Origin of the sequence: Yersinia massiliensis, from assembly GCF_003048255.1 — a bacterium.
GTDB lineage: Bacteria > Pseudomonadota > Gammaproteobacteria > Enterobacterales > Enterobacteriaceae > Yersinia > Yersinia massiliensis_A.
The window spans coordinates 3,269,241-3,290,245 of sequence record NZ_CP028487.1 but is presented as its reverse complement, the minus strand read 5'-3'; the positions used below and the strand labels follow the sequence as shown (position 1 = coordinate 3,290,245).

The window sequence follows — 21,005 nt, the reverse complement described above, 5'->3', positions numbered from 1 at the left end:
TCGCGTTGTTAACTTCATTAAGTGGCTTTTTTAAAGTCCGTAGTATTAATAAGATATATAACCAAGCATTGAATGGTAATGTTGAGGTGAGGGATGCTAAAAAGGCTATTGCTAAAGAAATAGCTACTATGACAAACTCTTCACAAAATTACGATTTTAGAGCAGCGAGACAATATCACTCAATGTTGATGAAATTGGATGGAGTTGCTAAAGAAAACAGCAATGACTTATCAGCATTTGGGGGTGAAAATGGAAGGAATGACATCAATAATAGTTCTTTTCATTATGAACCTAAAAGCCATAAAAATTTCCGTGGCATTAGATGTTGGCTCTCGGCTGTAAAGAACCCGAAGCATTACACTAACGACGTTGAAAACTCCTACACTCATTATGCTAAAAACATTATGAATATCTTAGCAAAGAAAGATAACAGTGTTGTTCTGCTAAGCTTTGGTAAAGCTGAACATAACGCTATTGCTATCCATCATGGAAACAATAAGTTCAGCTATATCTCAATGCATCATGATAAAATTAGTAATAATTATCATAAATTTAACGGCAAGGTAAGTCAGGATCTGGTCACACAGTTTGTCGCGGATGAAATGACAAAGTGTGAGGATGGATTGCAAGAAAATAATTTGGTTTATTTGCATAACCTGAATGTTGAAAAAGTTGATGATTATATTCTAAAAAATAAGGATGACTTTAAATTTAATATAATAAGTAGTAATTGCTCAAGGTTTTCAGCGAATGCTTTACTTGCTGGGGTAGAGGGTAACAGTAGCCAGTTTCAGCATAATAGAAAATGGCAAATGCCAGCAAACACGCTGGAGTTAGCAAAAGAAATCGCAGCTTACACCGGACAGTAGAATTAGGCTTGGTAGCTAGGAAGTAAATGTTTTTTTAGCGTACGTCCAAGCCATAATCATTATTATCAACTTCAGATGATGTACGGTATATCTGGCCTAATAAACCTATGAGGTCTGATTTTAGATAGGACGATTCCCCAAATAACTAAGATTATATAAGAGTGAAGTGGGGTAATTAGCTGAGACCAAACTCAGCTCTGTTTTAATATCCTCATCATTGATTTTTTCACTGTACTGATTCAAGGATGCTTATGCTTTGTTTTCCTCATTTCCATCAATCAACTAATTCTTATGTGAAATATTCATCAGTGGATGATGTTATCTCGATGCCAGATGCAGATGAAATAGTTAAGCACGGTAATTTCTTTAGAGATAAAACAACCATCAGCTATGCGCTGGAACAAGCAAAGGTGAATGAAAGCTTCAATGCTGTGATGATAGAAACAGCGTATTTTGTTGTAAATGGAAATAATAGTTATACAAAAAATCCCGTTTTTAATCAAATTGATGAAGTTAATATTATTGCCAGAAAAGCATCGAAACTCTTACAGGACAAAATAGATAAAGGAAATTGTCACTACGTGACAGCGGGGTCAATTCTAGATCAGCTCATCGTAGCGGAGGTAAAAGGCGTCAGCGTAATGGATATCAATAATAGTGATTGGGTCGCTAATAATCCGTTAACCAAGGCAATGATATCTTGTATTGGCACTCATCATGACCAACCTAATATTAATGCGGTTATCTCCGATAGCGTTATTCAGTATTACCAATATAAAATGGAGGAGCACGCTTCTTTAGATTTAGATAATTATGTTAAAGGATTGACTGATGCATTACTTCTCACTGTCTTTGCGAGCAATGTAGAGACAAGTACAGCTACAGATAGGGCCGGTTTTTATCGTGAGTTACGCGAAATGGGTAACACACCAAGCGATGCTCGCCGCAATGCGGTGCATATTCAAAATTACCTCTAGTTCTTTATTTGTGATAAAAATCACAATAAAAATGCAATCAATGATAATTCATTGGCGTTATTGTGATTTGAATCCACAAAAATCATCTTGATTCAGGTAAACTGCGCGACTTTCATTCAATACATACTTTGTTTAAAAACACTCTCGCGCAGGTCAATACTGATGAACATTATTCTGATGATTGCGATTACCACAGGCATTCTCTCAGGCATTTGGGGCTGGGTTGCGGTCAGCCTTGGGCTGATCAGTTGGGCCGGTTTTCTAGGCTGTACGGCTTATTTCGCCTGCCCACAAGGTGGCTTAAAGGGATTGCTCATCACGCTATTGACCTGCTTAAGCGGAGTGTTCTGGGCGATGATGATCATTCAGGGCAGCGCCTTGCAGCCAGAGTGGGCGATCCTCGGGTATGTACTGACAGGTATCGTTGCGTTTTTGATGTGTATTCAGGCCTGTCAGCAGTGGCTATCTTTTGTTCCCGGTACCTTTATCGGCGCATGCGCGACCTTTGCCGGTAATGGCAATTGGAAGCTTGTGACAGTTTCGCTGTTGGTTGGCGTGGTGTTTGGCTATGCGATGAAGAATAGTGGCTTGTGGTTGGCGGCGAAGCGCGATCGGCAAGGGAAGAACCCGTTAGGGTCCGCGGTGAGCATAGATGCTGATTAGGGGGACTGAATCAAGTTTCGTCTGTTATAAGAACGCGTTTAACGGTGGTTAACCATCGTTTAGTGTTCACCTTACGTGCGCAAGGTGAACGATGAAACGCTAATGACCGAATGAGTTATTCGATTAAATAAGATGCGCTGCTACCTTCACCACAATTTTGCGAATCGGCCCAACCTCTGCCAGTGTCCCCATTGGCCGATGCAACTCACCGGGGAAGAGCAGGGCGATATCACCGGGGGCCAGTGTTAACAAGGTTTCTGTGCTGATCCCTTCAAATAAGCCGTAATCTCGCTCACTATCAAAATCCATGGTGGGACGTTGCCCCTGAGTCGAAGGTGACGCACCAATGACTTCACTGCCTTCCAGCAAAATATGAATATCAATGTAATAACGATGTAATTCAGGTGCCTGCTCATACAGCGGTTTAGTCGTCGCAATAATATGATTGAGGTAAATTTCACGTCCTTCAATCTCTTGCTCACCCGCCGGAAGATGAGCTAAATCCAGTTGGCTGATCGCCGCTAAGGTCCGGCGGATCACCTCGGGGTACAACGGGTTATTCACCGCAATTTTCAATTCATCAAGTATCATAACTCTTCCTGTCTTTGTGTGTGGCCTGTGCGCTAGGCGCAATGGCTCACGCTATTCTCAGATGCCAGTGCAGCAATGCAGTGTTCCACCACACCGGCCACATCCGGCGAAATATCAATTTGGACAACATCCGGTTCGCTGGCATCTGGCACTTCTAACGTCGCAAACTGGCTCTTTAGCAGGCTCTCAGGCATGAAATGCCCTGCGCGTTGCTGCATTCTGTGCAGCACTAAATCGTAATCACCCGTCAGCCATAAAAAACGAATCCCATGGTTCCCTGCACGTAACCGGTCGCGATACTGCTTTTTCAGTGCCGAACAGACTAAAAAACCCACTTCATTCTTTTGCTGTAAGCTGTATGCCACGTCACTTAATCGCTCGAGCCATGGAGCACGGTCTTGATCATTGAGTGGCTGGCCTGATGCCATTTTTTGGATATTGGCGCGAGGGTGTAAGTCATCGCCATCAATAAACTTAGCATTAAGCGCTTGTGCGAGTGCCTGCCCGACACAGGATTTACCGGTGCCAGAGACACCCATGACAATAATGCATTTACCAGACATAGCTTTCCTCGGTATCAGCCATTGACCAATGTCAGTTCGCACATCAAACGGCGACCAGCATGCCACCATCAACGAACAACAGATGCCCGTTAACGAAGTCAGACGCTTTCGACGACAGATAAACCGCCGCACCAATCAACTCTTCTGGGTCACCCCAACGGGCCGCCGGTGTCCGTTTGCACAACCAATCGGTAAAGGCTTTATCATCAACCAAGGCTTTGGTCATATCGGTTTTGAAATAACCAGGGGCGATGCCATTGACTTGAATGTTGTAGCGGGCCAGTTCGACACACATGCCACGGGTCAACATTTTGACCGCACCTTTAGAGGCGGCATATGGCGTAATGGTGTCGCGACCAAGTTCACTTTGCATGGAGCAAATATTGATGATTTTACCGCGTTGACGTTTGACCATATAACGAGAGACAGCCTGTGATACCAAGAAGACAGATTTCTGGTTAACGGCAATCACATCGTCCCAATCTTTTTCTGGGAATTCGGTAAAAGCATGGCGGCGTTGAATACCGGCATTATTAATTAAGATATCAATAGCGCCAATGCTATTTTCGATTTGTTCGATGGCGGCTTTAACTGCATCATGGTCAGTCACATTAAAAGCAGCAGCATGCGCAATAAAACCACTTGCCCGTAATTCAGTGACGGCTTTCTCTGCTCGTTCGGCAGTAATATCATTAATAATGATTTCAGCACCAAATTCAGCCAAACCTTTGGCTAATAAAAAACCGATGCCCTGTGCGGAACCGGTAATTAATACTTTGCGTTTTTCTAATGAAAATAGATTCTTCATCGTCGATTCCTAATGTCGCTTATCTGGCGGCATATAAAATAAATGTCATGGTTGATTACTGCTGAACGAACACGGCAATAATTCATTTTCGGTAATAGCAAACTAGAACAATAAAAAGTAAGCTAGAACAATAAAACTATTATTATTCCTTAACCTTGTCTTAAAGCAGGTAGAGATTTAATTATCACTAACGGCATTTCCATTCATCTGGCCGTCAAAAAACTTGTGACTATGAAACCGTTTTCTGTCTTATCGAACTGTGACGCAGATCACTTTAAATCATGTTACGACAAGCTGTTACCGCTTACGTGAGCCACATCGCCTTGAGAACAGAAAAAGGCCACTGCAAGCAGGGACTTTGCTCTTTTTACCCTATGACTAAAGATTAACTTATTGATAATAAAATAACTTAATCGTAGCCATTCGCATTGTTATGGCATATTTAACCGGTAACATGCTTTTCATTACCCAAGCTAACAGTGCATAATCACCTAACCTATCCCGCACTCTTGTCCTAGGTATTTGCCATGAAAAACCAGCGTGTTACGTTACAAGATATTGCGCTACTGGCCGGCGTGACCAAAATGACCGTTAGCCGCTATCTGCGCACGCCGGAAAAAGTGGCACCAGAAACCGGTGAACGCATTGCTCAGGTGATGGCTGAAGTTAACTACAGCGCTGATCCTGAAGGGGAAACGGGGCTTAATCAAAAAATCCCACGTATTGGTATCTTAGTCCCTTCCTTTAATAACCAGATTTTTTCCGATCTATTGGCCGGTATTGAGTCGGTGACTGCCGCCAGCGGCTACCAAACCTTGGTGGTCAACTATAACTACAGTAAAGAGCGGGAAGAAGAGCAAATCATTAATCTACTCTCCTGCCAAATTTCGGGGTTAATTCTAACAGACTCCGAGCATACCCTACGTGCGGATAAGTATTTGAATGCTTCAGAGATTCCCGTGGCACAGGTGATGGATCTGGAGCCTCAATTTAACCGTATTACCGTCGGCTTTAATAATTATCAAGCCGCCTATGATATGACCGCAACGCTGCTCGCCAGTGGAAAGCAAAATATTGTCTACTTCGGTTCGATGTCTGATATCCGTGATCGCAAGCGTTATCAAGGCTATAGCCAAGCCATGAGTGATGCAGGTTTTACCCCATTGCATATTACCCCGAACAAAGTCTCATCCGTTTCTATCGGCGCTGGGATGCTGGCATTGGCACGACAAATGTATCCGCAAGTTGATGCTATTTTTTGTACCAATGATGATATGGCGGTGGGGGTGTTACAAGAATGCTTGAAATTGGGCATGGTCATTCCAGCTGAAATGGCTATTTCAGGCTTTCATGGGTTAGATATCGGTCAGGCCACCACGCCAGTGCTGGCCAGTGTGACCACACCACGTTTTGAAATGGGCAAAGTCGCGGCGGAGATTTTGATTAAAAAAATCAAAAAAATCCCGACAATTGAACAGGTTGATCTCCACTATCGCATTTCTCTGGGCGGTACGATTTAACCCTTTTACGCTGTCAGCACGCTTTGTTACCCGTCATATTCTGCCCTTGAGCGACTCAATGGCAGTCAGTCGCGCTTTGCGGTTTCCTTTGCTATCACTCGCTTCATGCGATAACAAATCACAGCAGCAGATAACATTTCAGTGAAGATACGACATAAGTTTTTAACGCTCATCTGTTTAGCTGAAACAATTCAGCTTCGACAATGATAGCTCGCTCACGTTACCGGTAACATGTTTTTTTAACATGACTTACAGTGACCTGCATCACAAAATAAAACATTGAAAACAGGTCTTATAACGACATTCGCTGAATGGCTCAATCGTCTGCTGATGACCTGCCGCCATTCTAGTTTCTTTGATTTATTGACATGGTCAGGTACTCGTAATGAAAAACAGCTCAACCAATGTATCCCAACAAGCCGTATTAATTATTGCGCCGGTGATGGACTATTTGACTGAGAAGCTGGAGCAAAACTTTACGGTTTACAAACTCTTCGACGTCGCGGATCAGGGTGTATTCCTCGCGGAGCAGGGCAAGAACATTAAAGGTATTGTGACCCGCGGTGATATTGGGGTAACTAACGAAGTATTGGCGTTATTACCTGAAGTCGAGATTATCTCCATCTTTGGTGTCGGGACGGATGCGGTCGATTTGGATTATACCCGTGAGCGTAAAATCATTGTCACGACCACTCCGGGCGTACTGACCGACGATGTGGCAGACACCGCACTGGGGCTGATTATTGCCACCTCCCGCCGCTTATGTCAGGCCGATAAGTTCCTTCGGGCAGGGCAATGGCCGCACAGCAGCTTGCCTTTAGCGTCCAAAGTGACGGGTAAACGTTTAGGCGTATTTGGTATGGGTCGTATTGGTCAAGCGATTGCTCGCCGCGCTACGGGCTTCGATATGCAGATTGCTTATACCGATACCGCGCACATTGACAGTCTGCCTTATCAGTATGTGCCTGATTTAATCAGCCTTGCGCAACAAAGCGATATTCTGGTGGTGGCTATTTCAGGTGGGAAAGACAGTGCGGGTTTGGTGGATAAAACCATTTTTGCCGCCATGCCAAACCATGCCATTCTGATCAATATTGCCCGTGGCAGTATGATTAATCAGGACGAATTAATTCAGGCATTACAACAGCAAGAGATTGGCGGTGCGGGTCTGGATGTTTTTGCCGATGAACCGAATGTGCCACAGGCATTGATTGAAATGGATAATGTTGTATTACTGCCGCATATTGCCAGTGCGACAAAAGAAACACGCATTCAAATGAGTGATATTGTTTTTTCAAATATTCTCGCGCATTTTTCGGGGAATAAAGCACCAACCGCAATTCATTATTAATTTCGTCAATTTTTCAAATTGAAGAGAGGCAGATTGTATTGACTCGCGACCTGACTCATATTTGAAATCTATCGGGCATATTAATAATAAAAGTGTTTATTGAATTTAATTAAATGTGGCAAATATCCCTTATTTGCTGTCGGCTTCCCTTGTATTTTTAGGATTAATGCAAGGGAATACTTCGCTATTATCATGAGGCGTGTTGATATGGACAGTAAGATCCCTAATGCCCGTTGGTTCCGAGTTATCGTGCCAATAATGATTGCTTGTATTATTTCTTTTATGGACCGGGTCAATATTAGTTTTGCACTCCCTGGCGGTATGGAGAGCGATCTGGCTATTACCAGCCAAATGGCCGGTTTAGCCGGCGGTATTTTCTTTATTGGTTATTTATTTTTACAAGTCCCTGGTGGCCGAATTGCCGTGCACGGTAGCGGCCGGAAATTCATCGCTTATTCCCTCACGGTTTGGGCCATCGTCTCCATTCTTACCGGCTTTGTGACGAACCATTATCAGCTGTTATTCCTGCGTTTTGTGTTGGGGGTCTCTGAGGGCGGGATGTTACCAGTGGTTTTGACCATGGTCAGTAACTGGTTCCCAGAGCGTGAAATTGGCCGCGCTAATGCCTTCGTCATGATGTTTGCGCCCATTGGTGGCATGTTAACGGCACCGTTGTCCGGCTTTATTATCAATGCGCTTGATTGGCGTTGGCTTTTCTTCCTTGAAGGGGGATTGTCCGCGCTGGTGCTGGTGATGTGGTGGTTTGTTATCAGTGACCGCCCTGAAGAAGCCAAATGGCTATCGGCGAAAGAGCGTGATTATTTGGTGACGGAATTGTCGCGGGAACGTGCTGAGCGGATGCTCAATGCGCCAGTGACCAATGCGCCATTGAAAGCCGTATTCCTCAATAAAGGGTTGATGAAATTAGTGGCGCTGAACTTCTTTTATCAAACAGGGGATTACGGCTATACCCTGTGGTTACCGACCATTTTGAAAAATCTCACTGGCGGGAATATGGCCTCGGTCGGCATTCTGGCGATACTGCCGTTTATAGCCACCATGGCGGGGATTTATACCATTTCTACTTTGTCGGATAGAACCGGCAAACGCCGCCTGTTGATCATGATTTCACTGTTCTGTTTTGCCGCTGGCCTCGTCACATCGGTGATTTTCCGCCACAACGTGTTGATCGCTTATCTGGCATTGGTGGTGTGTGGGTTCTTCCTTAAAGCAGCAACCAGCCCATTCTGGTCAATTCCTGGTCGCATCGCCATACCTGAAGTGGCGGGTGGCGCGCGCGGTGTCATCAATGGTTTAGGTAATTTGGGCGGATTCTGCGGCCCGTATCTGGTCGGGGTGATGATTTTCTTCTACGGCCAAAGTGCAGCAGTTTGCATGCTAGCTGGCTCATTGATTATTGCCGGATTGATTACGCTGACATTGCCGAAAGAGTGTGATGTCGAAGTGACCAAACAGGGCAAGGGCTTGGCTGACAAAGTTTTGCCAAAAGCGAAACGCGCTTAAATCCAGTCGGGGCTATCGGCTGAATCTGACCATAGCCCCGATGGGTGAATACCGGAGAATAATATGAATTTGCAGCAGCAACTCATCGACTGCCAACAGCATCAGCAATTGTTACAGCTGATGCATTTCGATCACGAAATCGCTTGGCAGTTAGGCGAAAAAATAAAACGGCAAGCGGAAACACAAGGGGTGGCATTAGCTATCGATATCACCGTCAATCGTCAATCGCTGTTCAGCTATGCCATGCCAGGTACCAGTGCTGAAAATCATGATTGGTTGCGCCGTAAACGTAATGTGGTTGAACTGCTCAATACCAGCTCTTATGCGGCCGGATTGATGTTACAGCAACGCCAGACTTCTCTTGAAGCACGTTATGGTGTCAGTTTACGGGACTACGCTGCGCTAGGCGGCGGTTTCCCATTACAGGTTAAACATGCGGGTATTATTGGCAGCGTTAATGTCTCCGGCGCACCACATTTGGATGATCACAATTTACTGCTGAAAGTATTGGCGGATTTTATTGGTTTGCCTGTGGGCAGTATTGAACTTTTGTCGCCGCTGAGCGAATAAGGAATGGCGATGAACCCGACTCTCATCCACGTTACGCAGCGTATCACGGCGCGATCAGCCACAACTCGCACGGCCTACCTGCAACGGATCAGCGCAGCAAAAGAAAATACTGTGCGCCGCTCACAATTGGCCTGCGGCAATCTGGCTCATGGTTTTGCGGCTTGTCAGCCGGAAGATAAAGCCTCGTTGAAGAATATGGTGCGTAGCGATATCGCCATCATAACTTCTTATAACGACATGTTATCTGCTCATCAGCCTTACGAATATTATCCGCAGCAGCTAAAAGACGCGCTGCATGATGTTGGTGCTGTCGGGCAAGTGGCGGGGGGCGTGCCCGCGATGTGTGACGGTGTGACCCAAGGGCAGGATGGTATGGAGTTATCGCTGATGAGTCGCGATGTTATCGCCATGTCAGCAGCCATCGGGTTGTCACACAATATGTTTGATGGCGCACTGTATCTCGGTGTATGCGATAAAATCGTGCCAGGGCTACTGATGGCTGCTTTGTCATTTGGTCACTTACCTGCCGTTTTTGTCCCCGCAGGCCCAATGACCACGGGGTTATCCAATAAAGAAAAAGTGCGCGTTCGTCAGTTATTTGCAGAGGGTAAGGTGGACCGGCACGCCTTGTTGGAGGCCGAAGCCGCGTCATATCACAGTGCGGGCACCTGTACTTTTTACGGTACCGCCAACTCAAATCAGATGGTGATGGAAGTGATGGGGCTTCATTTGCCCGGTGCTTCTTTTATTCAGCCAAATACGCCACTGCGAGAGGCATTAACCGCTGCCGCTGCCCGCCAGATTACTCGCCTAACCGAGAACAGTGGTAATTATCTGCCAGTGGGCCAGTTAGTGGATGAGAAGGTGGTGGTCAATGGTATTGTGGCGCTGCTGGCGACAGGTGGTTCAACAAACCACACCATGCATTTGGTGGCGATGGCTCGCGCGGCAGGCATCATTATCGATTGGGATGATTTTTCTGAGTTATCAGAAGTGGTACCACAATTGTGCCGCATTTACCCTAATGGCCCCGCTGATATCAACTATTTTCAGGCAGCAGGGGGCGTTGCCTTGCTGATAAAGGAGCTGCTACAGGGCGGTTTAGTGCATGAAGATGTGCATACTGTGGCTGGATTCGGTTTACATCGCTACACGCAAGAGCCGTATTTGGACGAGGGGCAACTGCAATGGCGTCGTGGGCCGCAACAGTCGCTGGATGATTCAGTCATTGCCAGCATTACTCAGCCTTTTTCCGCGCACGGGGGGACGAAAGTGTTAAGCGGTAATTTAGGGCGGGCGGTGATGAAAACGTCAGCAGTCCCTCGTGACCATCAGATCATTGAAGGGCCAGCCGTGGTCTTTGAAAACCAGCATGATGTGGTGTCCGCTTTTGAAGCTGGCGAGTTAAATCGTGACTGTGTGGTAGTGGTGCGCTATCAGGGACCACGGGCTATTGGTATGCCGGAACTGCATAAGTTGATGCCACCTTTGGGGGTATTATTGGATCGTGATTTTAAAGTCGCATTAGTCACCGATGGCCGTTTATCTGGCGCATCAGGCAAAGTGCCGTCAGCCATTCATGTTACGCCAGAAGCCTATTGCGGCGGTTTGCTAGCAAAAATTCGTAATGGCGATCGGGTGCGAGTCGATGGTGTGACGGGGGAGTTGTCTCTGTTGGTCGATGAATCTGAACTGGCATCACGTCATCCGTCTGCGCCGGACATATCGGCGTTCCATGTGGGATGTGGACGTGAGTTATTTGGCGCACTACGAGAGCAATTGACGGGCGCAGAGCAGGGGGCATGCTGTATTCGTTTTTAGTGTTCAGCAGGTGTTTGTTCAGCAGGTGTTAATGAGCGAGTCACCTCGTCTGAGGTGACCGAGAATCCGTATGTTGTATCGAGGTTGGCGAGAAGACTGCATTTTCCAGTGGTTATTAATAACCTAGATCATGAGCCACACAGATTAATCCTGAAACCGCGCCAATCCTCCTTACCCTCCCTTATTTTCAGCTATCCTTATGGGACGACTTTTTTCACTCATGGAGAATGCATATGAATCGAGATAAAGAACAGCAAACCTCGCTGGATGACGATCTGACTATGCTGACTGATACGTTAGAAGAAGTGTTACGTGCCTCGGGTGATGCCGCGGATGACACCTATCAGGAGATTAAAGCCAGAGCGGAGAAGGCATTAAAGGAGGTACAGAACCGTTTGAGTGGCCGCAATGAATGCTACATCAAGCGGGCGAAAGCACTGGCGTGTTGTACTGATGATTATGTCCACGAAAAACCGTGGTGCAGCGTGGGGATCGGTGCAACGGTGGGGTTGGTGGTTGGACTATTGCTGGCTCGGCGTTAATGAATATTATTAAGTGATAATGGTAATAACTTATTATTTCATTATTTTAAATCATTGATATCGGCCCTTAGTGGGCCGTTTTTTATTATGACATTTTTGTTTTTTACAATGTGAAACCTAAGGGCAAGGGAAACCTACTTTTTCGTTATTTGAATTGGGTTGGTTTAATATTCTAATTTAATTAATGTATTTTAATTTATTTAAGCATTATTAAATGAATGGTGAAATTTTAAATTTAATACTGTGATGTGTGTCACGCATTTAATCATATTATCCAGTGATAAGAGTATGCGTAACAATAATTGATTTTTTATGCTCTATTCTATTTGGTGGTGATAATAAAAACCCTGACTTTAAATATCCTGACAAACCTAGGTTATTTATCTTAAGCCTTATTTTAAAGGGGGTTTTGTATCGTGACGACATTATTTTAATCAGAAAGTCATATTTATCAAAATAGATAACTTGATGATTTTATTTCTTTTTATTTTAATGTAGTTGAAAGTCATTAACTTAAAAATAATGAGGTATATATTATGAGCAGTATACTCGATCTATCTTCGTATAGTGGTACGCCTTATCAAGTTAAGTTTATCAATCAATCACCTTCAGCGTGGATTGTTTATTTATATCAGAAAATGCCTAATCAACCCTCGGAGGTATTCTCTTTAGCTTGGCAGGCATCTCCATTTAAAGTCGCTCCAAATAGTTTTTTCACTTTCAAATGGTCAATTGATTATTCATTTATTTGGGGTAGAACGGGAGCGTTAACGGATGGTGTTGTTTTTGAAGCTGGTGCGGTTTTGAATGCTGATCCTGCAGGTAATAATCAGGTGACATTTGATACCGAAAATAACACTCCTGCGTTTAGTCATCTGTCAAGCGGTGGGCAAGCGGGAAAGTTGACGATTTTGGAAGGTAGTCATATGCCAAACAACATCTATTCCACGGGGATTGGTATGTCTGGGCAAGGAACTTTTGTGCAGCAAGTCTTAACCAATACTACGCAGATTTATACGCCTGAACCCCTCTTTTTTATTGCGGCTGGTCAGGGGATTCAAATGGGGCAAGTCTTAGCCCAAACAGTGACTAATGCCTGTGAGTTAAAATACGTAGGAAATGTTTATTCATTATTGGCAACGCTGACTGAGACTCAGCAATGGAATGTTGTGCCAGCATGATGATCAATTAATGATTCATGCCAAACGTATCACGAAGATGAACATTGTCTTCGTGATACGGCTGACTGCGAAATGTACAAGGTAGCACCCTTTCATCAGTGCAGAGGCTGGCTCTGTGCACACTGCACAAAGATCATGCAATATTGGTTGTCGCTAATACCCCTTGTTGAGTATACAAAAACATCAATATCAAATATTAGTGTGATAACTAACAATAACTTTTGAATCCGACTTTTATTATTATTTATGGCCCGTATAATCCCACTCTTTCTGTTGATTTGCCGAGGTGGCCGTGAAACAACTTTCTGGTTTGTTGGGCGAATTACAGCAGAAGTTGCGTGCCGGTTTCCCTGACCAGGCCGGTATTCGGCAAATTATCTTGCCTACATCGGGTCAGGTGGGGAATCAACTGCTGGAGTGGCTGGCTGCGCAATGCCATTTTCCGCAGTTTTATTGGCATCATCGTGACGGCCATGAAGAAGCTGCCGTTTGCGGTCAAACGCGTCAATTTAACGATATGCAATCTGCGGATGAATTTATCCAGCAGCACCAATTGACCAAGCTAAATAGTGAAACCACGGGATTGCGAATTTGGGGGCTGAATGCCTATGAGCCGGTGAGTGTTGTCGATGCCGCTGCTGACAGCAAAACTTGCGCGACTCATTTCGATCAATCAACTCAATCAACACAGACCAGTTTCTTATTTCTCCCGCGAATTGAAATCTTACGTCGTGGCAACCATACCCATGTCACCCTTAATTTGGTGAGCGATTTCTCCCTGCAACAAGATGCCTTGCTGGCCATCGCTTTTATCGATCAACTGGTCACCGCCAAACCGCTCCCCGCGTTGGATGTTCATGTCCAACAGGCCAGCCATATGCCGGAATACCCGCAGTGGCGTGATCTGATTGAGCAAGCGCTGGGCGGCATTGAACAGCAAACGATGGAAAAAGTGGTGCTGGCCCGCGCAACTCGCTTAATGCTCGATAAACCTCTGTCCTGTAGCGCTTTTATGGCCGCCAGCCGTCAAGTCAACCATCATTGTTTCCACTATATGCTGCGTTTTGATGCATCAAAGGCATTTTTAGGTTCCAGCCCTGAACGGCTGTATCTGCGCCAAAAATGGCATTTGGAAACGGAGGCGTTGGCGGGTACCGCGTCTAATGATGATGACCATCAACAGGCTAGAGTGCTCAGTGACTGGTTAATGCAGGATGAAAAAAATCAACGCGAGAATTTGCTGGTGGTGGATGATATTTGCCAGCGTTTGCAAGGCGGGGTAACGGCGGTTGATGTCATGCCGCCAGAGATTATTCGCTTGCGAAAAGTGCAGCATTTACGCCGCCGTATTCACGCGCAACTCAATCGCGCCAGTGATACTGACTGCCTGCAACGGTTACAACCTACTGCTGCCGTGGCCGGTTTGCCACGCAATGTTGCACGCCAATTTATCGCTCAAAACGAACCTTTTTCTCGTGGTTGGTATGCGGGGTCTGCCGGTTACCTTTCATTGCAACAGTCAGAATTTAGCGTCACATTGCGCTCGGCATGGGTTGAGGACCAACGGATCAATTTGTATGCCGGAGCCGGTATTGTCGCTGGGTCTGATCCTGAGCTGGAATGGCAAGAAATCAACCATAAGTCGGCAGGATTAAGGACTTTGTTGGATAGTCATCTACAGGATAATAAATCCTAAATATTGCTATTAACCGCACACCTAATGTGGTCGGATTGTGGCACCCGTAGACCAAGTGTAAACTGTCATTTAGGGGCCATTTCCCCTACCAGAACAGTAAAATTTTAACCATTAAGCAGCCACTCCGAACTTTATCGAGGATAAATGGCGTTCCTCATGCTAACTGTTGGGTTGTCGTGTCTGTTAACTGACTTTTGGGCAAACCATGTCGACAAGTGTTTTTAACCGTCGTTGGGCGGCATTACTACTGGAAGCGTTAACGCGCCACGGTGTCCGTCATATCTGTATTGCACCGGGTTCCCGCTCGACACCGCTAACGTTGGCGGCGGCGGCGCATTCATCGCTGGTTTGCCATACCCATTTTGATGAGCGTGGTTTGGGCCATTTGGCGCTGGGCTTGGCGAAAGCGTCCGCCGAACCGGTGGCCGTGATTGTGACTTCCGGCACTGCGGCTGCCAACCTCTATCCTGCACTCATTGAAGCCGGTTTAACCGGTGAGCGGCTGATTTTTCTGACCGCTGATCGCCCACCAGAATTGATTGATTGCGGCGCTAACCAAGCTATTCGTCAGCAAGGGCTGTTTGCTGCTCATCCTACGGTCAGCCTTAATTTACCTCGACCGACACCGGATATTCCCGCCAGTTGGCTTGTTTCAACCGTCGATAGCGCGATGGCGCAATTGCACCATGGCGGTTTGCACATTAATTGCCCGTTTGCCGAACCCCTTTATGGCGGTGATGACCAATGCTATACCGACTGGTCTGCGGCCTTGGGTGACTGGTGGCAGGACTGCCACCCTTGGTTACGCCAATCGAGCTATCAACCACAGCAGCCGCAGGCTGATTGGTTGTTCTGGCGGCAAAAGCGCGGCGTGGTCATCGCAGGGCGTATGACGGCAGACGAGGGCGCGCAACTAGCACAATGGGCGGAACAACTCGGCTGGCCATTGATTGGCGATGTGTTATCGCAAACCGGCCAACCACTGCCCTGTGCAGATTTATGGCTTGGGCATCCCGAGGCGCAGCGGGTGCTGAATGAGGCGCAGCTGGTAGTGCAATTGGGTAGCAGCCTGACCGGTAAACAGCTTTTACAGTGGCAAGCGCAATGCCAGCCACAGGAATATTGGGTGGTGGATAACCTCCCAGGTCGCCTTGATCCGGCGAATCATCGAGGGCGTAGGATCCTATCGTCTGTGCATGCATGGCTGGAACAGCACCCTGCGCTACGCCGCACACCATGGGCGCCTGAACTGATTGAATGTTCACAGGCGGCACAGTTCCACGTGGCTGAAACGCTGAATGAGCAATTTAGTGAAGCCGCAGTGGCACATTTATTGGCTGAGTTGTTACCCGATAACGGCCAGCTATTTGTGGGTAACAGTTTGATTGTTCGCCTGATTGATGCTTTGGGGCAATTGCCAGCGGGTTATCCGGTTTACAGCAATCGTGGTGCCAGTGGCATTGATGGTCTGTTATCCACCGCGGCAGGTGTCCAGCGCGCGACCGCGAAACCTACACTGGCTATCGTCGGTGATTTATCGGCCCTGTATGACCTTAATGCATTAGCGTTATTACGCCAAAGTTCGGCGCCGATGGTGCTGTTGGTGGTGAACAATAATGGCGGGCAGATTTTCTCACTGTTGCCAACACCGGCTGAAGATCGTCAGCGCTTTTATTGCATGCCGCAAGACGTCAACTTTGAGCACGCGGCGGCCATGTTTGGCCTCCATTATGCCAGTCCTGAGAGCTGGATAGCATTGCAGCAGCGAGTCGAACAGTGCTGGTTACAAGGTGGCGTGACGCTTGTCGAGATACAGGTACCGTCAAGCCAAGGGGCAGAAACGCTACAGCAATTGGTGCAACAGGTGGCTCAATGATGACGTTGGCATGCTGTAAACTCACCGCACATCCTGAATCCTCTGTGCAACGATCGTCTGATCTACAAGCGGATAAGCCATGGCTAGTTTGGCTACATGGCCTACTGGGGAGTGGTCAGGATTGGCTTCCCGTGGCCGAATTATGCGGCGATTATCCGTCGCTGTTGATTGATTTACCCGGCCACGGTCAATCCGCCACGTTGAAAACTCGCGATTTTGCTGATGTCAGCGAGCAGTTAACGCAAACATTGCAGGCTAACGGCATTCGCAAGTATTGGCTGGCAGGCTACTCTTTAGGGGGCCGAATTGCGATGTACCACGCATGTTATGGTCAGCATCAGGGCTTGTTGGGCTTGCTGGTTGAAGGGGGCAACCTCGGTTTAGAAAACGATGAGTTGCGCCAACAGCGCTTGCAGAATGACCACCAATGGGCGCAGCGTTTTCGTCTGGAACCTTTGTCGCAAGTGCTCAGCGATTGGTATCAACAAGATGTGTTCGCGGATTTAGATGCCCAGCAACGTGAGCAATTTATTTCACTGCGGGTCAATAATGACGGCCCCGCAGTGGCGGATATGCTTGAGGCCACTTCCCTAGGGCATCAACCTTGGTTTTTGCCCGCATTGCAGCAGTTGAATGTCCCTTATACTTATCTGTGCGGTGATCGCGACACTAAATTTCAGCAGCTAGCCGCCCAGTATCAGTTGCCACTGCGCACGCTGGCCCGCGCTGGACATAACGCTCACCGAGCGAATCCGGGCGCATTTGCCGCGCAGGTGCTTTCATTTTTATCACAGTCTTCATTTTCATCACTCTCCCGTTAAAGGAAGGAATGCTTACTATGCTTTATCCGAGCGAAGAACAGCTTTACGCCGCCATTGAATGGCAAGATTGCTCAACAGGGTTTGAAGATATTCGCTATCACAAATCCAGCGATGGCATTGCCAAGATCACCATTAACCGCCCACAAGTGCGTAATGCGTTCCGCCCGTTAACGGTTAAAGAGATGATTCAGGCGCTGGCCGATGCCCGTTATGACGACAATATTGGCGTGATCATTTTGACCGGTGAAGGCGAAAAAGCCTTCTGCTCAGGTGGGGATCAAAAAGTGCGTGGCGACTACGGCGGCTATCAAGATGCCAGTGGCACCCATCACTTAAACGTGCTGGATTTCCAGCGCCAGATTCGGACTTGCCCGAAACCGATAGTCGCCATGGTGGCAGGTTATTCCATTGGTGGTGGTCACGTGCTGCACATGATGTGCGACTTAACCATCGCTGCTGATAACGCAATTTTTGGCCAAACAGGGCCGAAAGTGGGTTCATTCGATGGGGGTTGGGGTGCGGCCTATATGGCGCGCATTGTGGGCCAGAAAAAAGCCCGCGAAATCTGGTTCTTATGCCGCCAATACGATGCGAAACAAGCCTTGGATATGGGGCTGGTTAATACTGTGGTGCCAGTCGCCGATTTGGAAAAAGAAACTGTGCGCTGGTGCCGTGAGATGCTGGAAAACAGCCCGATGGCACTGCGTTGCCTGAAAGCCGCATTGAATGCCGATTGCGATGGTCAAGCGGGCCTGCAAGAACTGGCTGGCAACGCCACGATGCTGTTCTATATGACCGAAGAAGGCCAAGAAGGGCGCAACGCATTCAATGAGAAACGCCAGCCGGACTTCAGCAAATTCAAGCGTAATCCGTAATGCGCGCGGCCACGCTTTATCGCTACAGTCTGCCGATGGACGCGGGTGTCATATTGCGCCATCAACGGCTGAAAAGTCGCGACGGAATGTTGGTGAAACTGCAGCAGGGCGAACAGACTGGTTGGGGGGAAATTGCCCCCTTGCCAGAGTTCAGTCAGGAGTCGTTGGATGACGCACAATCGGCGGCAGCGCAATGGCTACAAAGCTGGGTGACTGGTGATGAGCCAGATCTCGGCCCGCTGCCTTCGGTGGCTTTCGGCCTGAGCTGCGCGCTGGCGGAGCTGGATCAACGCCTACCGTTGGCGGCAGATTACCGTAAAGCTCCGCTGTGTACTGGCGATCCTGACGAGTTGTTCGCGGTGTTACAGGCATTACCCGGTGAGAAAGTCGCCAAGGTGAAAGTCGGGTTATATGAAGCGGTGCGTGACGGCATGATAGTCAATGTGCTGCTGGAAGCCTTGCCTGATTTAAAACTGCGGCTGGATGCCAATCGCAGTTGGACACGCGCCAAAGCGGACGGATTTGCCAAATATGTGAATCCTGAACTGCGTTCACGGATTGCGTTTTTGGAAGAGCCTTGCAAGACTCGTGCTGAATCGCGCGAGTTTGCGCGCGACACCGGTATCGCTATTGCTTGGGATGAAAGTGTCCGTGAAGCTGATTTTCAGGTTGAAGCAGAACCGGGCGTCGCTGCAATTGTGATTAAACCGACGCTGGTGGGCAGTTTAGCCTGTTGCCAGCAATTGGTGCAGCAAGCGCATCAGGCAGGGTTAGTGGCGGTGATCAGTTCCAGCATTGAATCGAGTCTGGGCCTGACGCAACTCGCGCGAATAGCGCATTGGCTAACGCCCGCAACGGTGCCAGGGTTGGACACACTGGATCTGATGCAGGCACAGTTATTGCGCCCTTGGCCGGAAAGCACTTTGCCGCTGGTGACCGTGGATCAACTGGACGTGCTATGGCACCGCTAGGACATCAATCGCCACTTTGGGCACAATCATCCCCTTGGAAACATTGGGCCGAGTGGCGGCCTCAAGCGATAGCGCTGAAAGTGGGTTCTCAACTGATTAGCTGGCAACAGCTCGCAGCTGATATCGATCATTTGGCATCAGCTTTTCAGCAACAAGGTGTCACCTCAGGCAGCGGTGTCGTGCTGCGGGGGAAAAACAGTTATTCGCTATTGCTGGCGTATCTGGCGGCTTTGCAGTGTGCCGCCCGTGTTCTCCCGCTGAATCCCCAATTGCCTGACTCGCTTTTGTTGCCGCTTTTGCCGCAGTTAGATATCGATTTTATGTTGAATCTGGCTGCGCCATTGCCTGACCCTCTCACGTTTATCCCGTTGACGTTCAGTACTGAAAAGACATTCAGTACAGAAAATTCGGTGGCGCATTCGGTCGCGTGGGATAGCCAGCGGTTGGCGACTATGACCTTAACCTCCGGCTCATCGGGCTTGCCTAAAGCGGCTGTACATACCGTGGCAGCCCACTTAGCCAGTGCGGACGGTGTATTGCAGCTAATGAATTTCACGGCGACAGATAGCTGGCTGTTATCGTTGCCGCTGTTTCATGTTTCGGGGCAGGGGATTGTCTGGCGCTGGTTAAGTGCTGGTGCCACCTTGGTTGTGCAAGAAGGGGTTCCGCTGATTGAAGCATTGGCGGGGTGCAGCCACGCTTCACTCGTCCCCACGCAGTTATGGCGATTATTGGCCAGCGAAGACACCGCATTAACGTTAAAAGAGGTGTTGTTGGGCGGCGCGATGATCCCAACAGAATTGACGAAACAAGCTGAAGCTCGCGGTATTCGCTGCTGGTGTGGTTACGGATTAACTGAAGCTGCATCAACCGTGTGCGCGAAACGGGCTGATGGCTTACCGGGTGTCGGGGTTCCCTTGGCGCACCGCGAGATTAAGCTAGTCGATGATGAAGTGTGGATGAAAGCCGACTGTCTTGCTGCGGGTTACTGGCAACAAGGGCAGATACGCCCACTGGTGGATGATGAAGGTTGGTTCCACACCCGCGACCGAGGGGTATGGCAAGCGGGGGAGTTACGCATTCTAGGCCGGCTAGATAATATCTTTTTCAGTGGTGGTGAGGGCATTCAGCCGGAGGATATCGAACGGATTCTGTTGCAATATCCCGGTGTGCAGCAAGCGTTTGTTGTGCCTATTGCTGACAGTGAGTTTGGTCACCGGCCCGTGGCCGTTATCGACGCTGACGTTACCGTGGATGAAACCGCATTAGCGGATTGGTTAGCGCCTCAGCTAGCCGTGTTCCAACGACCAGTCGCATTTTATCGTTTGCCCCAGACGCTGAAGGTCGGAGGGATTAAGGTGTCGAGGCGGTTGGTGGGGGAGATGGTGAGGGGGGATCGGATCGGGTCTGGTTTCGGTTGAGGACCGGATCTTGTTTCGGTTGATAGGCGTTCTGCGGTCACTTTAACCTCGTCGCCTCAACCGAGTCGGGCCGCAGGGCGGCGGCCCAACACCCGCGCCTTTGCGCGAAATATTGCCCTGCGGGTAAACCTCCTACGTCTTTCGGCTAACGAGCCAGCGCGATGGGCATCCTTGCCCAAACGCGCTTTTCGCGGGCGTCCTGCCCGCTCACTCTACCCTCTATCCTCGTCGGCAATATTCCTGATTGCGCTCAATGTCAAAGGCCATAGGCCATAGGCCATGATTTTGACTTTGAAGTTTAAAGCACATTTGAGCTGCCGAATGAAGAGAGAAGGCAAGGAAAACGGGCAGGACGCCCGTTTTAG

General features: G+C 48.0%; 19 protein-coding genes. 16 read left to right on the top strand and 3 right to left on the bottom strand.

Translation table 11 applies throughout. The features are described from left to right. Positions 1–5: 5 nt before the first annotated feature. The 3 genes from DA391_RS15265 (at position 6) to DA391_RS15255 (ending at position 2,509) form a co-directional block, all read left to right on the top strand. Entirely contained in the window at positions 6–869 is an 864-nt protein-coding gene (locus DA391_RS15265; protein WP_050874672.1) for a hypothetical protein, read from the top strand. 251 nt (positions 870–1,120) lie between these two features. Next, positions 1,121–1,846 carry a hypothetical protein gene (locus DA391_RS15260; protein ID WP_108087931.1) on the top strand — a complete coding sequence of 242 codons (726 nt, stop codon included), beginning with the start codon at positions 1,121–1,123 and terminating at the stop codon, positions 1,844–1,846. A 162-nt stretch (positions 1,847–2,008) separates the two neighbouring features. After that, a complete protein-coding gene (locus DA391_RS15255; RefSeq protein WP_050879340.1) occupies positions 2,009–2,509 on the top strand; it encodes a DUF1097 domain-containing protein in 501 nt (166 codons plus the stop codon). A 123-nt stretch (positions 2,510–2,632) separates the two neighbouring features. On the opposite strand, the gene DA391_RS15250 is transcribed toward DA391_RS15255, so the two are convergent. From DA391_RS15250 to idnO, 3 genes are read right to left on the bottom strand one after another with little or no spacing between them, the layout of a single operon-like run. After that, the gene (locus tag DA391_RS15250) at positions 2,633–3,100 is read right to left on the bottom strand and encodes a YhcH/YjgK/YiaL family protein (RefSeq protein WP_050081326.1); all 468 of its coding nucleotides are present in this window, start codon (positions 3,098–3,100) and stop codon (positions 2,633–2,635) included. Positions 3,101–3,132: 32 nt separating this feature from the next. Then, positions 3,133–3,663, bottom strand: coding sequence for a gluconokinase (locus DA391_RS15245; protein WP_050081327.1), 531 nt, complete (start codon positions 3,661–3,663; stop codon positions 3,133–3,135). Between the two features lie 43 nt (positions 3,664–3,706). Next, the gene (gene idnO / locus DA391_RS15240) at positions 3,707–4,471 is read right to left on the bottom strand and encodes a gluconate 5-dehydrogenase (protein ID WP_050081328.1); all 765 of its coding nucleotides are present in this window, start codon (positions 4,469–4,471) and stop codon (positions 3,707–3,709) included. 527 nt (positions 4,472–4,998) lie between these two features. Between idnO and DA391_RS15235 the strand changes: the two genes are divergently transcribed. The 13 genes from DA391_RS15235 to menE all read left to right on the top strand — a co-directional run bounded on the left by DA391_RS15235 (position 4,999) and on the right by menE (position 20,640). Beyond that, the gene (locus DA391_RS15235) at positions 4,999–5,991 is read left to right on the top strand and encodes a substrate-binding domain-containing protein (protein WP_050287327.1); all 993 of its coding nucleotides are present in this window, start codon (positions 4,999–5,001) and stop codon (positions 5,989–5,991) included. Between the two features lie 385 nt (positions 5,992–6,376). Further along, positions 6,377–7,342, top strand: a complete 966-nt coding sequence (locus DA391_RS15230) for a 2-hydroxyacid dehydrogenase (RefSeq protein WP_050874667.1) — start codon at positions 6,377–6,379, stop codon at positions 7,340–7,342. Between the two features lie 207 nt (positions 7,343–7,549). Further along, complete coding sequence (locus DA391_RS15225) at positions 7,550–8,866, top strand: MFS transporter (RefSeq protein WP_050081331.1); 1,317 nt, start codon at positions 7,550–7,552, stop codon at positions 8,864–8,866. A gap of 63 nt (positions 8,867–8,929) precedes the next feature. Next, the gene (locus DA391_RS15220) at positions 8,930–9,436 is read left to right on the top strand and encodes a heme-degrading domain-containing protein (protein WP_057645403.1); all 507 of its coding nucleotides are present in this window, start codon (positions 8,930–8,932) and stop codon (positions 9,434–9,436) included. Positions 9,437–9,445: 9 nt separating this feature from the next. Then, complete coding sequence (gene edd / locus DA391_RS15215; RefSeq protein WP_050287330.1) at positions 9,446–11,257, top strand: phosphogluconate dehydratase; 1,812 nt, start codon at positions 9,446–9,448, stop codon at positions 11,255–11,257. A gap of 233 nt (positions 11,258–11,490) precedes the next feature. After that, positions 11,491–11,799, top strand: a complete 309-nt coding sequence (gene elaB, locus DA391_RS15210) for a stress response protein ElaB (RefSeq protein WP_050081334.1) — start codon at positions 11,491–11,493, stop codon at positions 11,797–11,799. 536 nt (positions 11,800–12,335) lie between these two features. After that, positions 12,336–12,980 (top strand): hypothetical protein, encoded by a 645-nt coding sequence (locus DA391_RS15205; RefSeq protein ID WP_050287331.1) that lies wholly within the window; start codon positions 12,336–12,338, stop codon positions 12,978–12,980. A gap of 292 nt (positions 12,981–13,272) precedes the next feature. After that, positions 13,273–14,676 carry an isochorismate synthase gene (locus DA391_RS15200; RefSeq protein WP_108087930.1) on the top strand — a complete coding sequence of 468 codons (1,404 nt, stop codon included), beginning with the start codon at positions 13,273–13,275 and terminating at the stop codon, positions 14,674–14,676. Positions 14,677–14,881: 205 nt separating this feature from the next. After that, positions 14,882–16,552: a 2-succinyl-5-enolpyruvyl-6-hydroxy-3-cyclohexene-1-carboxylic-acid synthase gene (gene menD / locus DA391_RS15195; protein WP_108087929.1), complete on the top strand. Its 1,671-nt coding sequence runs from the start codon at positions 14,882–14,884 to the stop codon at positions 16,550–16,552. Beyond that, complete coding sequence (gene menH, locus DA391_RS15190; RefSeq protein WP_050081338.1) at positions 16,549–17,373, top strand: 2-succinyl-6-hydroxy-2,4-cyclohexadiene-1-carboxylate synthase; 825 nt, start codon at positions 16,549–16,551, stop codon at positions 17,371–17,373. The genes menD and menH overlap by 4 nt, the downstream gene beginning before the upstream one ends. Positions 17,374–17,390: 17 nt before the next feature. Next, positions 17,391–18,248 carry a 1,4-dihydroxy-2-naphthoyl-CoA synthase gene (gene menB, locus DA391_RS15185; RefSeq protein WP_019209350.1) on the top strand — a complete coding sequence of 286 codons (858 nt, stop codon included), beginning with the start codon at positions 17,391–17,393 and terminating at the stop codon, positions 18,246–18,248. After that, on the top strand, positions 18,248–19,219 hold the full coding sequence (gene menC, locus DA391_RS15180) for an o-succinylbenzoate synthase (protein ID WP_108087928.1): 972 nt from the start codon (positions 18,248–18,250) through the stop codon (positions 19,217–19,219). The genes menB and menC overlap by 1 nt, the downstream gene beginning before the upstream one ends. Continuing rightward, on the top strand, positions 19,207–20,640 hold the full coding sequence (gene menE, locus DA391_RS15175) for an o-succinylbenzoate--CoA ligase (protein WP_108087927.1): 1,434 nt from the start codon (positions 19,207–19,209) through the stop codon (positions 20,638–20,640). Before menC ends, menE begins: the two co-directional genes overlap by 13 nt. Positions 20,641–21,005 lie beyond the last annotated feature (365 nt).